This window comes from Cobetia amphilecti, from assembly GCF_032923285.1.
In the GTDB taxonomy this organism is placed as follows: domain Bacteria; phylum Pseudomonadota; class Gammaproteobacteria; order Pseudomonadales; family Halomonadaceae; genus Cobetia; species Cobetia amphilecti.
Window position 1 is genome coordinate 2,609,635 of the sequence record NZ_CP136695.1, and the last position, 15,214, is coordinate 2,624,848.

Here is a 15,214-nt window from a genome sequence, read left to right on the forward strand (position 1 = left end):
ACCGCTGTCATCCGATGTTGCAGGATGGCAGCGGTGCCTTGGGTGGTAGTCGAGAAATGAGGTTGGAAAGCGCTTGAGAAAAGGGGCTTGAAACTGAGGTTCGGTCTAGTGAGTCTCGGCCGCGCCCTCGCCCTCACCGGAATCAGGCCGTTCAGCATCAAGATCAGCATGCACGGCGGCAAGCGGGTCGCGACTGGCCGGCGCGCCGTCGGCTGGGTGAGAGGCCGCGGCGGGCTGCATTTCCAGCCCGCGATGCAGGCGCTCTTCCAGCGGCACCTTGGCCAGCGCGTTGTGCATGAAGTTGACGAAGGTGGATTCGGCGGCACTGAAACGCGCCTCGCGATGCCACATCAGGTGCAGGTCGATATCGGCCACGCCACCGTAGGGCGGCAGGGGCCACAGCTCCCCTTCCGCGACTTCACGGCGCACGATGTGCTCGGGCATGCAGCCGATGCCCCAACCGGCCAGCACCATGCGGCGGATTTCCTGCAGGCTGCTGGACTGACCGATCACCGGACCCTGCACGCCTTCGCGGGCACGGAACATCGCCAGCGGTGACAGCACGCCATCAAGCTGCTCACTGCCAAAGGAGACATAGCGTTCATTGCGCAGCGCATCCATCGGCAGGTTCTGCTGACCGAACAACGGATGCATGCGACCACAGAAGTAGCGGTAATTCTGGCGCGCCAGCACCTGGGACATCAGCTGTTCAGGCGTCTGCTGGGCCAGACAGATACCCAAGGCCCCCTGGCGCTGCAGCAAACCCTGCTGCACCTCGTGACTGGACATTTCCTGGATCGAGAAGGTGACCTGGGGGAAACAGCGGTGAAAGCGTGCGAACACGCTATCAAGGAAACGGCATTCAATGCCGGTGATGAACAGGAGCGAGACATGTCCGGAAATCTCCGTATGACTATTGCCCACCTCAGAGGCGAGACGCGCCACATTGGCGTAGATCTCCACCGCCTCGCGATAGACCACCTGCCCCGCCCCGGTCACGCGAAAACTGTGACTGTCCCGTTCGATCAGACGCTGCCCCAGGCGCTCTTCCAGGCGCTTGAGTGACAGACTCACCGCTGGCTGTGACAGGTAGAGACGCGCCGCGGCCCGACTGACGCTTTCCTCCTGGACGATGACGATGAATGTTCTCAGCAGGTTCCAGTCCAGCGTGTCATGTATGGGTCGCATGGCGATTGTTCCTGTCCCGAAAGTGGCGCGACCGGCAAGAGCGCAATGAAACGCACTCTCGGTGGTACGCTAGATGGTAATAAAGTCAGCACCGCGTCACCAACGTCTGCCCTCGAGTGATATATTCCCCCTCGCTCAAGACACTAATGACGATCAATACAATATCAATAAAGCGGAAAACACGACGATGTTCGATACCCGAGAAACCTTCATTCTCTCGATCATGATCATAGCATGTGGCGTATTTCTGATGGGGCTTTCGCTCTATTTCTTCCGCCGCATCAAGACCTATGATGATTACAATGTCGCAGGCCGTTCCACCTCGACCTTCCCGCTGATCTGTACGCTGATCGGTACCGCCGTCGGCGGTTCTACCCTGCTGGGCTTCGTCTCCAAGGGCTACACCTTCGGCATGGGCCAGCTGTGGCTGCCGGTGGGCATGACCTTCGCGGGCATTGCGCTGTACTTCTTCATCGGCAAGATCCACGCCGAGGGCGAGCGCCTCAACATGGTGACCCTGGCCGACTTCCTGGTCAGTCGCTTTGGCGAAGGCGTCAGGGTGCCGACCCTGCTCAGCATCCTGTGTGCCTACGCGGCCATCACCGGCATGCAGTTCGTGGCCGTGGCCACGGTGCTCAAGCTGGTGTTCGGCCTGGCACTGCCGGTGGGCATCCTGCTGACCTGGGCACTGCTGACCGCCAAGACATGGCTGGGCGGCCTGATGGCGGTCATCTGGTCAGACGCCATCCTGGGCACCCTGCAGACCCTGGGCATCTTCTTCCTGCTGGTCACCGTCTACTACGCCAGCGGCAGCTGGGAATTCATCAGCGCGGCCCCCATGCCCGAAGGCAACCCTGACTTCCTGAGCCTGACCGGCATTTCCGGGCATGAACTGGCGGTCTACATGCTGACCATCGGCGCCTATCAGTTCGTGCGCCAGGACCTGTGGCAGCGCTTCTGGGCCGCGCGCAGCCTCAAGGCGGCACGTACCGGTTACGCCGTCGCCATCGTCTTCACGCTGCTGGTCGGCGGTGCCGTGGTCCTGATCGGCGCCTTCGCCAAGCTGGGACTGGATATCGCGGTCGCCAATCCGGACCTGTCCTTCTACGCCATCATCAAGGCCACCCTGCCGTTGCCGCTGATGGTCAGCATGGTCGTCGTGCTGCTGGCGACCATCATCTCGTGCGCCGATTCGTTCTTCATCGCCGGTGCGTCCTCCATCGCCAATGACATCATCAAGCCGCGCATGAAGGGCCGCGATGATGCCTTCATGCTGCGCATGAGCCGCCACTCGGTGGTCGCCATGTCCTTGATTTCGCTGGGCCTGGCGCTCTACGCACCGCGTCTGCTCGATATCTGGATTCTCGGCAGCGCGATGCTGGTCTGCGGTGTGCTGGTGCCGACGGTGGTCGCGCTGTGCCGTCGCACACCAGACCCGCGTGGCGGGGTAATCATGATGTGGGGCGGGTTGGCCACCGCCGTGCTGTGGCAGGTGCTGGGCCATCCCTTCGGCCTGCACCCGGTGATGATCGGCCTGCCGGTCTCGCTGGCGTTGATGCCGCTGGCGCTGCGCAAGCCGAGCCTGAGCCTCTCGACCGAGTCCGCGGCGCGCTGAGGCGACTTCTCGGCCCGCTGGCCTGTCGCACTGACTAGCCGAGCTGACTGATTGAGCTGACTGACTGAGAGAACAGTTGCGCTCAGTGCTTATCAAGTAATGATGCACCACCCGAAAGCCCCCGTTGCCGATGCTCTCAAGAGGTCATCGGCAACGGGGGCTTTCCCGTGTTCAGGATCCATCGCTCTGCGGGTTTCCTGCTCGCCACTATGACGGCCATTCTGCTGACCGAGCAGATGGCTTCAGGCAAGTTTATCGCGAGCGACTACCCACTATCCTTGCGACGACTTGGCTGCCTTTTTTGCCATCAATCGGCCAATTTCTCATCGGAATCCCCTCATGTTGTCACCGCGCAATACACACATATTATCTTACATAAATTTGGCAAATACTGCGTATTGAAATTTGAAAGCCCAAAAGGCTGATGATTCGTTGACCGCGAAGGGAGGGCCTCATAGATTGAAGGCGTACCATCACAACAAGAAGCAGGGACAGGTACCGCATGCATCTCCCGGACGCAGCATCATGGTCACGAGAAGTCCCGCATGCACTGCCCCGCTCACAATAACGATAACGTGGATACTGCTATGAAAACCCTCAAGCCCGCTCTGTTGCTCCCGCTGCTCGCCCTCCTCCCGGCCACCCAGTCCATGGCCACCGAATTGCGCATGCTGTCCAGTTACGACCAGACCACTGCCTACTCCCGCGAGATTGCCCAGCGCTTCATCAAGGAAGTCGAAGCCAACAAGGCCGCCGACCTCACCATCAAGCTGACCGGCCCGGATGTGGTGCCGCCCTTCGAGCAGCTGCAGCCTGTCGCGGCCGGTGTCTTCCAGCTGCTGTATACCCACGCCGCTTACCACACCAACACCACCGGCGTCGGCGCCGCGATGGATGGCGTGGCGGTGAATCCGGAACAGACGCGTGAATCCGGCCTGTGGGACATGGTCGATGAGCACTACAACGGCCTGGGCCTCAAGCTGATCGCGATTCCGCCGCTGGGCAGCCACGGCTTCCAGTACGTGCTGAAGGAGCCGATCACCGGTACGCCGGGTCTGGATGGCCGTCGTCTGCGCGGCAGCCCCACCTATACCAACGTCACCAAGGGCCTGGGCGGTACGCCGGTGCTGATGTCCAGTGGTGATGTCTACTCCGCGATGGACCGTGGCGTGATCGACGGCGCGGCCTGGGGCCTGAATGGCGTCAAGGACATGGGCTGGCAGGAAGTCGCCGGCTACTACTCCAAGCCGACCTTCGGTCAGACCTACAACTTCGTGCTGATGAACCTGAATGCCTTCAACACCCTGTCGCCGGAACAGCAGCAAGTGCTGCTCGACGAAGGCCGTGAGCTGGAAACCGAGATCGTCCCGATCCTGGATGAACTGGCGGTCGAAGAGTGGAAGGCGCTGGACGAAGCCGGCATGCAGCCTACCGAATTCGCACCGGAAGACGCCGAGCGTCTGGATGCCCTCGTCACCGACGGTATCTGGCAGCTGGGCATCGACAAGACCCCGGACACGGTGACCGCCATGCGTGAACTGGCGATCGAGAAGAACCTGACCACCGTCAGCGAGTAAGGAATCCACCATGCTAACCCTGCTTGCACGTGTGCATGACGGCGTGACGCGAGCAGGCTTCCTTCTGGGCGGTGTCACCTTGTGTGGCATCGTCCTGTGCTTCTGGCTGGAAGTCATCGCGCGCTACTTCTTCAACTCTCCCACCCTGTGGTCCGGCGCGATGGTGGCTTACCTGCTATGCCTCTCGATTTCGCTGGCAACGCCGGAACTGGCACGCACCCATGGCCATATCGCCATCACCGTGCTGCCGGAGCGCCTCGGCCCTGCCGCGCGCGCCTTCTATGACCGTCTCCTCGCCCTGGTGACCGGCGCCGTCTGCGCCGTGGCCGGTTGGATCTGCGTGCAGGAAAGCCTGCGTCAGTTCCATTACCACACCACCACCGCCATGGGCCTCGACATTCCCAAGTACTGGGTCTCCAGCTTCATCGCCTACGCGATGATCAGCGCCGCCCTGTACTTCCTGCGCCACGCCTTTGGCCGCTCGACTAGCCGCGCGACACCCTCGGCGACCGCCGACACCAGAAAAGGACCCTGAGTCATGGAATGGTATACCTCTCTGGGCCTGGCCATCGCCTTGCTGATGGGCCTGTTCGCCCTCGGCATTCCCGTTTTCGCCGCCTTCCTGACCATCAACGTACTCGGCACGCTGTGGTTGATGGGCACCGCCGGTTTCGGCATGTTCGCCAACAGTGTCTACGACAGCATGACCTCGGAGACGCTGACCACCATCGCGCTGTTCGTGCTGATGGGGGAGCTGCTGTTCCGCTCCGGCTCCATCGATGTGATCTTCGACTCGCTGGATGCCCTGATGGGTCGCATGAAGGGTCGCCTCTACTTCTTCGTCGTCGCCCTCTCGACGCTGTTCGGTGCCCTGTCCGGCTCGGCACTGGCCGTGACCGCCATGCTCAGCCGCTCGGCGCTGCCGACCATGCAGGAGCGCGGCTATGACGACAGGCTCTCCATCGGCCTGATTCTGGGCGGCGCGAGTCTCGCGCCGATCATCCCGCCGAGCCTGTTGGTGATCATCATCGGCTCGATGGTGGATGTCTCCATCGCACGCCTTCTGATCGCGGGTATCCTGCCCGGCATCCTGCTGGCCGCACTGTTCATCCTCTATGTGAAGGTACGCATCACGCTGGACCCGCGTCGCGCGCCGCCCGTCGATGAAAGCGGCGGCGGCACGGCCCAGGAAAAGCGCCGCGCCGTGATCAACATGCTGCCGTTCACCATCATCATCTTCGCCGTGCTCGGCCTGATTCTGCTCGGCATCGCCACGCCGTCCGAATCCGCCGCCACCGGCGTACTGGGCTCGCTGGTAGTCGCGGCCTACTACCGCAAGTTCTCGTTCAAGATGGCCGGCGAGGCGGTGATGTCCTCGCTCAAGGTCAGCACCATGATCATCCTGATCCTGGCGTGTTCGAAGCTGTTCTCGCAGCTGTTGAGCTTCACCGGCGCCACCAGCGGTCTGGTGAGCAGCGTGACCGGGCTGGACCTCGACCCGGTATGGATGCTGCTGATCCTGATGCTGATTCCGCTGATCGCCTGCATGTTCATCGACCAGATCGCCTTCATGATGGTGGTGATTCCCATCTACGCGCCGCTGGTCAAGTTGTATGGCTTTGATCCGGTGTGGTTCTGGACGCTGTTCTTGATCAACATCTCGGTGGGCAGTCTGACCCCGCCCTTCGGCTACAACCTGTTCGCGGTGAAAGGCGCCGCCCCGGCGACACCGATGCAGACCATCTACGCCGCGGCCTGGCCGATCGTCATCTGCTTCCTGTTCGCGATGCTGATGCTCTACTGGGCCCCGTGGCTGACGACCTTCCTGCCCAGCCTGATCTGACCGACCACGACGAGAGACTTCCATGTACCAACTCAATGACATGCCAGCGCAGGTCGCGCCTGAACGGCTGGAACAGCTCAAGCAGTGCGAGACGGCCACCATCGGCCACTTCCACACTCACGGCTTCGTCGAACCGGCGATTGCCAGCATGCTGCCCGAGGTGCGCATCGCCGGTACCGCCGTCACCGTCTCGCTGCCGCCGGAAGATGGCACCCTGCTCAACCACCTGATGCGCCTGGTGCGTCCGGGCGATGTGCTGATCGTGCATCGTCAGGGCGATCGCCACCGCGCCTGCTGGGGCGGCGTGATGACGGAAGTCGCCTCGCGCCTCGGCGTGGCAGGCGTGGTGATCGATGGCATGGCCACCGATGCGCTGACCATTCGCGACAAGCAGTTCCCGGTCTGGAGTCGCGGTGTCGCCTCGCTGACCACCCGCTTCGCCGGTATCGGCGGCGCGCTCAATGTGCCGGTCAGCATCGGCGGTGTCGTCGTCAATCCGGGCGATGCCATCCTCGCCGATGAAAGCGGCGTCATCGTGATGGCGCCCGAGGAAGTCTCGGCCATCGCCAGCCACGCCATCGAGGTGCAAGAAGCCGAAGAAGTCCTGCTGGCGAAGATTGCCGACGGCGCCTGCCTGCCGGACCTCACCGGCTCCAGCAAGCTGATCGAGGAAGTGAACGCACGCGGTTGATCCACCCTCCTGATTCGCCCGCGAGACGCTGATTCTCTAGAGAGAAGCTGAGTCTTTAGAGAGATGCTGAAACCAAAAAAGGCCACCAGATTGCTCTGGTGGCCTTTTGGGTTCTGACACGGTCTGTCTGACATGGTCAGTCCGACGCGGGCTGAGGACTGCCCATCACTGATGGGTGATCACCGCCTCACAGCTGACCGGAAAATTCAGCGAATTGGCGATGAAGCACAGCGCATGCGCCCGGTGGTGCAGCTCATGGGCGAGCGCGATATCGTCACCGGCGGCCAGCGTGATCTCGGGGCGCAGCACGATGGAGGTGAAGCGTCCCGCCTCGCCCGGGCTCTCTGCCTGAGTCTTGTCATCGGCGGCGGGCGCACCTTCCTGCATCGTGCCCTCGGCGCGGTCGTGATAGCTCATGACACGAATGCCGGCCTCAGCACACAGATGCAGATACCACAGCTTGTGGCAGGCCGAGACGGAGGCCACCAGCATGTCTTCCGGATTCCAGCGGCCAGCGTCGCCCCGAAAGGCGGGATCGGCGGAGCCTTCCAGGCTCGGCTTGCCACTGACACGGGCCACGAAATCACGCTCATAGGCGGTGTAATGGCGGGTGCCATCACCGCGATTGCCGGTCCACTCAAGTTCAACCGAATACTGGTGTCGTCTGGACATCGTTGTCTGCTGCTCTCTCACAAGGGGAACCGCGTGCGTCGCATGACGCGCAGTCTGATACTTCTGCCTGATTAGGCATCTGAACAGCGTCAGCACGCAAGAAGTCACCGTAGGCCGATGATAGGATTGAATCGATCGCACTCTGACAGGATGTCACGCATGGCGTTTGCCGTAACACGCTCCTTTGGGGCAATTCCCGGGCTGGCTGCCGCCGCCCTGACGCTCGGACTGGGCCTGAGCCTGGGCTTGTGTCTCATCACCCCCGGTGCCTCGGCACGCGCCGAAGCCGCACAGTTTCGCCCCACGCCCAAGGTCATCAATACGCTGAGCAGTACCTACGGCTTCGTCATCGCCCAGGACATCACGCTGTCACGCATCGCCGATGAGTATCCCGGCCTCGCGCCGGATGCGGAACTGGCCTCCGCCTACTTCAAGAATGCCTTCCCGAACATCACCCATCGTCTGGCGGAAAACCTCGCCACCCTGATGGGCAAGGACCACGCACGCGAAGTGCTGGAGGGCATTCGCCGTCAGATAAAGAAGGAACTGGATTCGCAGCTGACCACCGACAAGCTGACCAGCGACTTCGCGGCCCGCTTCATCGAGGCCATTCACCTGCGCGCCCAGGGGGAATACCTGCCCTCGCCGTTCAAGGAATTCCTGCTGGCGACCAAGTATCAGATCGAGCCGGTGTACGAGCTGTACGACGGCTATTTCCAGGAATTCCACACCAAGGGCCACGCCAAGTCACTGGGCATCAACCTGGCGCTGCATCTGCCCGCCTCGTGGTCTGCCGCCGAGGGTCGCCTGCCGCATATCGTGCAGAAATGGCAGAGTCAGGCGGGTACCGGTACCGACATGATCATCCTCGAGATCTATGATCTGCATGGCGACACCGTCAGCGACGCGCAGCTCAAGGTAATGGCCGCCACAGACCAACTGGCGCAATGGGCGCCCATCAACAGTCAGATGCTCGACTCCGGCCTGACCCGAGTGGATCACCGTCAGGTCTACTGGTTCGATATCGCCATGACACAACGACACCAGGGCATGCCCATCACCTCGCAGACCCGCGAATACGGCCTCTTCCTCGATGACAAGCTGATCCGCCTGCACTGCACCAGCTACCACCCCACCGCCGACGGCACCACCTACGCCAAAGCCAAGACAGACCTCACCGTCGACGAAGGCTTCAGCGAGATCAAGCCGTTATGTGAGGGGGTGATGGGGAGCTTGGTGGTGATGGAACATTAATGTAAAAACCAGAAATAACCCAAAATATCGTTTATAAAAACACAGATCAATATAAAAAATGGGCAATACCTCGCCAACAATTCGTTAACTAGGCACGTTATTGTCATTTTATCGAAATTCACTATATTTACAACCAACACCCTAGCATTATTATTTGATATATACTATAGCTTTACCGCCATTAATTTATTTTGACTTCGCCTATTACACAATTCAAAATAGATTAACCTTGAGCTTTATACAGCCGCAATAAAGACGTTTATACAATATTATTCAGCCTAACTACCCCAGACCTCCAAAGATGCATCAGTGCCAATAATTCTTTCGTACACCGGCACCGCCAGTTCATATACATTATTATTTCGCCTATTCCTATCAGATACTTTATCAATTTTAAAACCAGGCTGTGCCAATACGATTTTATAACTCCACTCGTTTACAGAAAAGCTTTTTACAATATTATTAAAGGCTTCGTTTTTCCCAAAAATGATTTTAGACTTTTTAGCATCCTTTAATCTATCATTGAGTCGATCAAATAAATTTGGTGAAGATACCCAATGTATACTACGCATAGCCTGAGCAAATAGCTCATCACAATCTGATTTTCTACACCCAGGAGCATCTCTAGCTGAATATTTGCAATGTACAAGTGTGATGACAGATAGAGTTACATCTACTACTATCATGTCTGCTATTTCATTAGCCCCATCATCTAAAAAAATCAAATCACTACTTTCAATCAATAGCGGCATATAGAATTCTGCAACATGATTAATTACCGGCTTATCAATGCCTGCCTCATTACCAATCACTATATCCTCATAAGCCTCCGCCCTTATATTACATCCTTCCCAATTCTTCACAACCCATAAATTCTCCGGGAGTTTTTCTATACTTTTATTTGGTATTAACTTATTTCTTCCAACAACCACAGTGCCATCAGGCATAATAAGTGAAGGTAAATATCTATTAAAAACTTCTTCAATATCCCCCTCTGCTAGGGTTTCATTATATCTATCTACTCTTATTACAAAACCTCTAGCTCCGTCTATCTTTAAAAACGGAATTTCATTAGTGCCATACTCAAATTTAAGTTTATCATCCCCGATTACAACTTCACCACTTACTACACCAGTAGTATTATCTATCGCTTTAATCAACATATCAGGGACAATATTATGGTAACTGCCTCCCTTTACCCTACTTATAGTTACGTCCAAAGCTCTGTAAAATAAACTGTCAGGTATTATTGCAATTGGTAACTCATAAACTCTATCAATAGTTTCAGATTTCATCAAAAATGACAACCCAGGCAGATTGTTTATAACTGGGCCATCGTTAATTAGACTACTTAAATTTTCACACCACGCACCAAACTCAGATGCAGTACCACGTTGCGCAGACCAAACACGACCATTTTTAACACCAACCCCCCATACTTTTTTATTCTCAAATTTTAGCAAGGCATGTCCAATACCAAATATACGACCATCACTTGCCCTAACAGAACTCTGTACAGAAGTTCCGATAAAAGTCTTATAGGCTGGATGTGAAGGTCCATTAGTTGCAGCATTCTTCATACCTACCATTAAATAGTCTTTTTGCGGAAATGTCGAAAGGACTTTATAAAGCCTATTATGTGGTAGAGGATGTAGATTTGCGTACATAGCAGCTTTGATATTTTTAAAAGCTTTCATGCTAGTGGTTAGCTCAAAAAGAAGATTTCGGCTATGATTCACATATATAATGTGAACATCTAGCATATTCTCTATATAAATTTGGTTTGAAGCCCATTCTATGGGTTTAGGCCATGAGGTTACTATAGTTATCGGCGATGACTTATCTGCTTGCTCGTAATAAGCAATCTCAACACCTTCCTTACTTTTATAATCAATTAAATTAATGTCACCTAATATTGTGGATGTTGGAAGCTCATATATTGTTGCACTAAAATAAACTGAAAGCTCTGGTAACTGGAAACTTTCTTTAAAGATTGAGGTCGATTGATATAGCTTTGCAGATGAAAGCTTCTTTTCAGCTATTTCAGGTAATAGCAAGCCCCAAGATTTGTTTGTTTTATAAAGTGGAATAACTTCCTTTTTAACTTCATCTATATTTGCGATCAGCTTAGCGTTTGCCTGTTGGCTTTGATGCTTTCTAGATATCCGGCCCAAGAACTGAATTGTATATGGAATAGACCTTGGCGTTGAGTGGAGTACTGCAATGTTGAGGTTTGGTATATCCAATCCTTCGCTAGCCATACCAATACAAATCAATCCATCTAACTCACGGCATCTGACTTTATTTATGATACTCTGATTTACATTAGAGCTTCTTTTATTATGAATCACATCGATATTAAAGCCTTGAGCTCGATACAAGGTCAATAACGCCTCAGCATCTTTAATCGAGTCAGTTCTTACTAAAATTGAATTATTCTCATTGAGATTAAATATTTCGAATGCTTTTTCAATTAGTGTCTGATCGCTTACGTTTTTATGAAAACCTGCATTGATAGGCACCAAATCAACTGCTCTCAAGACTCCATCTGCAAGAGCTTCTTCTAAGCTATAATGATATACAATTTTAGCTTTCATACGTTGTCTATCTTGACGATAAGGTGTTGCAGTGAAGAAGAATCTTGGTATTAATTGGTAGAATGAATTTAAATCTCGCCATGTTGGAGCGGGTTCGTGATGTGCTTCATCAATAAAAACTGCATCTAGTAAATTAGCAGGTATCGGTGTTAGATCTTTAAAATAAGGTGATATACTATTGGGATGAGCAACTATAATGTCATGCTCACGTAATAACTCAACCCATGTTTCTTTATCCTTGACCCTTTTCGTTACCTCGTAGACATTCACAGGACCTAGATCATCATCTATACAGCCAATTTCCTTTAAAATATTCAGGTTAGTAAATTGATCTTTTAATTGTCTTCTAAGGATAGTGCTAGAAACCACGATTAACACTTTTTTTAACTTTAACTCAAAACAGGCTGCTAACATTACAGCTGTTTTACCTGTTCCTGTGGGCATGCTAATCAAAGAAGCTATTTCTTTATTCTTTAGAGTTTGCTGGCTCTTCAGAGCCCAAATAGCCCCTAATTGACAATTCCTAAGACCTGGTGACTTTATCGGCTGTAGCCTATAGCTTTGAATATTGTTGACAAAAAAACTCATACATTACCTATGTAAGTTGTTTAAGCTTCCTCACCACCGACGGCTGGCTAATTCCTGCCCTCTTCGCTATTGCATAGGTACTGGGCAGCTCGGCTGCCATCTCGCGTAGCCATTGCGCTTCGATACGTGCCAGGCCTTCCTTGAGAGTTTCGTTGGGGCCGAGTTTGGGGACTGGCATGGCTACCGCCCCCTCAGCGGCAGGCTCTGAGAGGGAATTGGGACTATGAGAGTTATCGGTAGTGGTAAAACTTTCAGTAACGCCTATTCCATTAGATTTGTCATTACTGAAGCCAAATGAATTGCCTAGTCCATTAGCGTTATTCGTGGAACAAGTGTTGAGCAGTGTTTTCACTGAGTCGCTGTCGATGACATCACTGGGGGCGCTGAGCCAGGCGCGTTCCAGCCAGTTTTCCAGTTCGCGGATATTGCCGAGCCAGTCCTGGCGCATGAGGATGGGCCATAACGAGGCGTCGAGGAGTTTGCGGCGACCATGACGTTGATTGAGGCGGGAGAGGTGTTGCTCGATCAGGGCGGGAATGTCCTCGCGGCGTTCACGCAGCGGCGGCAGGCTGACGGGGAGCACATTGATGCGGTAGTAGAGGTCGAGGCGGAACTGGCCCTGCTCCACACGGGCGGCGAGGTCTTGATTGGTGGCGACGACCAGTCGGAAGTCCGCACGGCGGGTGGTGGTGTCGCCCAGGCGGGTGATCATCCCGTCCTGAATCACCTTGAGCAGCTTGGTCTGGGTGGCCAGCGGCAGCTCACCGATCTCATCGAGGAACAGGGTGCCGCCTTCGGCCTGCTCCATCAGGCCTGCCTTGCCACGGTTGCCCGCGCCGGTGAAGGCACCGGCCTGATAGCCGAACATCTCGGACTCGAACAGGCTCTCGGGGATGGCGCCGCAGTTCACCTCGATGAAGGGGCCGTCGGCGCGTTGGCTCCAGCGATGCAGTTGATGGGCGAAGGCCGTCTTGCCGACCCCGGATTCGCCCAGCATCAATACCGTGGCGTTGGTGGGCGCGACCCGCTTGAGCAGCAGTGCTATCTCGCGCATCACCGGGCTTCTGACCTGCAGCTCACCCAGCTCCAGCGCGGCGTCTTCGCACTCGGCCTGCTCGCGCGCTGATTGTTCACGTTGCCGCTGTTCAGCTTGGCTCTGTGCATATTGCTCCGTGTCGTGGACTGCTTGCGCTGCCCCCGCCGTTGCCCGATCGCCCTCTGCCTGACTGACGCCACTCAGCTCACCGCCGCGCGAGTTGCGGCGCAGGTGATCACTGAAACGCTGCTGGAGCACCGCGTATTCCTGCTGCAACAGCTGGATATCGGTGAGATCCATCGAGCGGCTGACCACGCACTCGAGCTTGCCCGCGACGAACACCGGATGCGCCTGCGCCACCACCCGACGGCCGGTGGCGGTGAGCTGCATCATCTGCAGGGTGCGCCCCGTGCGCAGCACCTCCAGGCTGATAGAGGGCTTGAGCACGCCGCTAGCTTCCAGCTCATGCACGTTGGCAGCACACAACTCCTCGCGGGTCATGCCATAGACCGCCGCGGCGCCGGGGCTGACATCTGTCACCTGACCATCCGCATTGACCACGAAGTAGTGATCATGAGCGGTGTCGATGATGGTCTTGAGAATCTGACGGTCGAGCTCTGACATGGCGGGCACCTCATGGTCGAGCCTGTGAATCGGGCGGGGCTTTCCAGCAGTTCTTTGCAGCAGTTCTTTCCAACGCTTCTTTCTATCGCTTCTTTCTATCGCTTCTTCCTGCCGTTTCTTTCCAGCAGGTCTTTCTCGCACTGCGCTGAAGACACTCTCGATGATGCCCGAATGTGATCCACAAATGAATCAGTGATCCATTTTTGAATCATTTATGGCGCACGAGTGATCCATAAATGAATCACTCAGCCACCGCCCTCAAATAAAACTCAATAAAATCAATAGATTAATAATTGGCATGGTTACTGCAATGCTAGGGTATGCGCCAAGGAAGATCGCCGGCTTTCATGACACTGTCCGGCCTGCCGATCAGGCGAACAATCACAATACCCCGCTCGCCGTCACGCTAGCGCGAGCGACTCAAGACCCTGGAGAGACAGATGAGCGAGTTCAATCAGCCGCTGGGCGGCAACGACATGCCACGTTTCGGCGGCCCGGCCACCATGATGCGTCTGCCGGCTCAGGAAACCGCGGAAGGCCTGGACGCCGCCTTCATCGGCATTCCGCTGGACATCGGTACCTCCAACCGTCCGGGCGCACGTCTCGGCCCGCGCCAGATCCGTGATGAATCGCGCATGCTGCGCCCCTACAACATGGCCACCCGCGCCGCGCCCTTCGACAGCCTGCAGGTGGCAGACATCGGCGATGTGCCGATCAACACCTTCCACCTGCCCAAGAGCATGGACATCATCGAGCAGTTCTACGATGAGGTGCTGAGCCACGACTGCGTGCCGCTGACGCTGGGCGGCGATCACACCGTCACCCTGCCGGTGCTGCGTGCCATCGCCAAGAAGCACGGCCCGGTCGGCCTGATCCACATCGATGCCCATGCCGACGTCAACGACCACATGTTCGGCGAGCCCATCGCCCACGGCACACCGATTCGACGCGCCCAGGAAGAAGGCCTGCTCGACAGCAATCGCGTGGTGCAGATCGGCCTGCGTGGCACCGGCTACTCCGCCGATGACTTCGACTGGTGCCGCCAGCAGGGCTTCCGTGTCGAGACCGCCGAGATGTGCTGGTTCAAGTCACTCGCCCCGCTGATGGCCGAAGTGCGCGACATGATGGGCGACCGCCCGGTTTACATCACCTTCGACATCGATGGCCTGGACCCCTCCGTCGCCCCCGGCACCGGCACCGTGGAAGCCGGCGGCCTGACCATGCCGCAGGGCATGGAAATCGTGCGCGGCGCGCGCGGCCTCAACATCGTCGGCGGTGACCTGATGGAAGTCTCCCCGCCCTACGACACCAGCGGCAACACCGCGCTGATGGGCGCGACCCTGCTCTACGAGATGCTCTGTGTACTGCCGGGCGTGCAACAGCGCGACTGATCCACGAACGACCCACGAATGACCCGCTGTCCTGCTGCACCCGCGCCGGGGGCCCGTCCCACCCTCGGCGCACACAGAATCACCCGAGACGATACGGCATGATGCATCACACAATGCTCGGCTAGAGCCTGACCATTA

The 15,214-nt window shown here is 56.3% G+C and carries 11 protein-coding genes; 7 read left to right on the top strand and 4 right to left on the bottom strand.

Translation table 11 applies throughout. The features are described 5' to 3' along the window. Positions 1-105 precede the first annotated feature (105 nt). Positions 106-1,188, bottom strand: coding sequence for a LysR family transcriptional regulator (locus tag R1T44_RS11135; protein ID WP_317292045.1), 1,083 nt, complete (start codon positions 1,186-1,188; stop codon positions 106-108). Positions 1,189-1,375: 187 nt separating this feature from the next. On the opposite strand from R1T44_RS11135, the gene R1T44_RS11140 reads away from it, so the two are divergent. The 5 genes from R1T44_RS11140 to R1T44_RS11160 all read left to right on the top strand — a co-directional run bounded on the left by R1T44_RS11140 (position 1,376) and on the right by R1T44_RS11160 (position 6,914). Beyond that, positions 1,376-2,803, top strand: a complete 1,428-nt coding sequence (locus tag R1T44_RS11140) for a sodium:solute symporter family protein (protein WP_192838900.1) — start codon at positions 1,376-1,378, stop codon at positions 2,801-2,803. A gap of 587 nt (positions 2,804-3,390) precedes the next feature. After that, on the top strand, positions 3,391-4,380 hold the full coding sequence (gene dctP, locus R1T44_RS11145; protein WP_043334967.1) for a TRAP transporter substrate-binding protein DctP: 990 nt from the start codon (positions 3,391-3,393) through the stop codon (positions 4,378-4,380). A 10-nt stretch (positions 4,381-4,390) separates the two neighbouring features. Beyond that, on the top strand, positions 4,391-4,915 hold the full coding sequence (locus R1T44_RS11150; protein ID WP_317292046.1) for a TRAP transporter small permease: 525 nt from the start codon (positions 4,391-4,393) through the stop codon (positions 4,913-4,915). 3 nt (positions 4,916-4,918) lie between these two features. Further along, positions 4,919-6,223: a TRAP transporter large permease gene (locus tag R1T44_RS11155; RefSeq protein WP_054556964.1), complete on the top strand. Its 1,305-nt coding sequence runs from the start codon at positions 4,919-4,921 to the stop codon at positions 6,221-6,223. Positions 6,224-6,245: 22 nt separating this feature from the next. Further along, positions 6,246-6,914, top strand: a complete 669-nt coding sequence (locus R1T44_RS11160; protein ID WP_131432145.1) for an RraA family protein — start codon at positions 6,246-6,248, stop codon at positions 6,912-6,914. Positions 6,915-7,079: 165 nt separating this feature from the next. Here R1T44_RS11160 and R1T44_RS11165 read toward each other — a convergent pair whose 3' ends face one another. After that, entirely contained in the window at positions 7,080-7,586 is a 507-nt protein-coding gene (locus R1T44_RS11165) for an OsmC family protein (RefSeq protein WP_317292047.1), read from the bottom strand. Between the two features lie 159 nt (positions 7,587-7,745). Between R1T44_RS11165 and R1T44_RS11170 the strand changes: the two genes are divergently transcribed. After that, positions 7,746-8,840, top strand: coding sequence for a hypothetical protein (locus tag R1T44_RS11170; protein WP_317292048.1), 1,095 nt, complete (start codon positions 7,746-7,748; stop codon positions 8,838-8,840). A gap of 278 nt (positions 8,841-9,118) precedes the next feature. Here the strand turns inward: R1T44_RS11170 and R1T44_RS11175 are convergent, their stop codons facing one another. Further along, a complete protein-coding gene (locus tag R1T44_RS11175) occupies positions 9,119-12,025 on the bottom strand; it encodes a DEAD/DEAH box helicase (RefSeq protein ID WP_317292049.1) in 2,907 nt (968 codons plus the stop codon). Between the two features lie 7 nt (positions 12,026-12,032). Beyond that, positions 12,033-13,685, bottom strand: a complete 1,653-nt coding sequence (locus R1T44_RS11180; protein ID WP_317292050.1) for a sigma-54 interaction domain-containing protein — start codon at positions 13,683-13,685, stop codon at positions 12,033-12,035. Positions 13,686-14,125: 440 nt separating this feature from the next. On the opposite strand from R1T44_RS11180, the gene speB reads away from it, so the two are divergent. Beyond that, positions 14,126-15,076 carry an agmatinase gene (gene speB / locus R1T44_RS11185; RefSeq protein ID WP_317292051.1) on the top strand — a complete coding sequence of 317 codons (951 nt, stop codon included), beginning with the start codon at positions 14,126-14,128 and terminating at the stop codon, positions 15,074-15,076. Positions 15,077-15,214 lie beyond the last annotated feature (138 nt).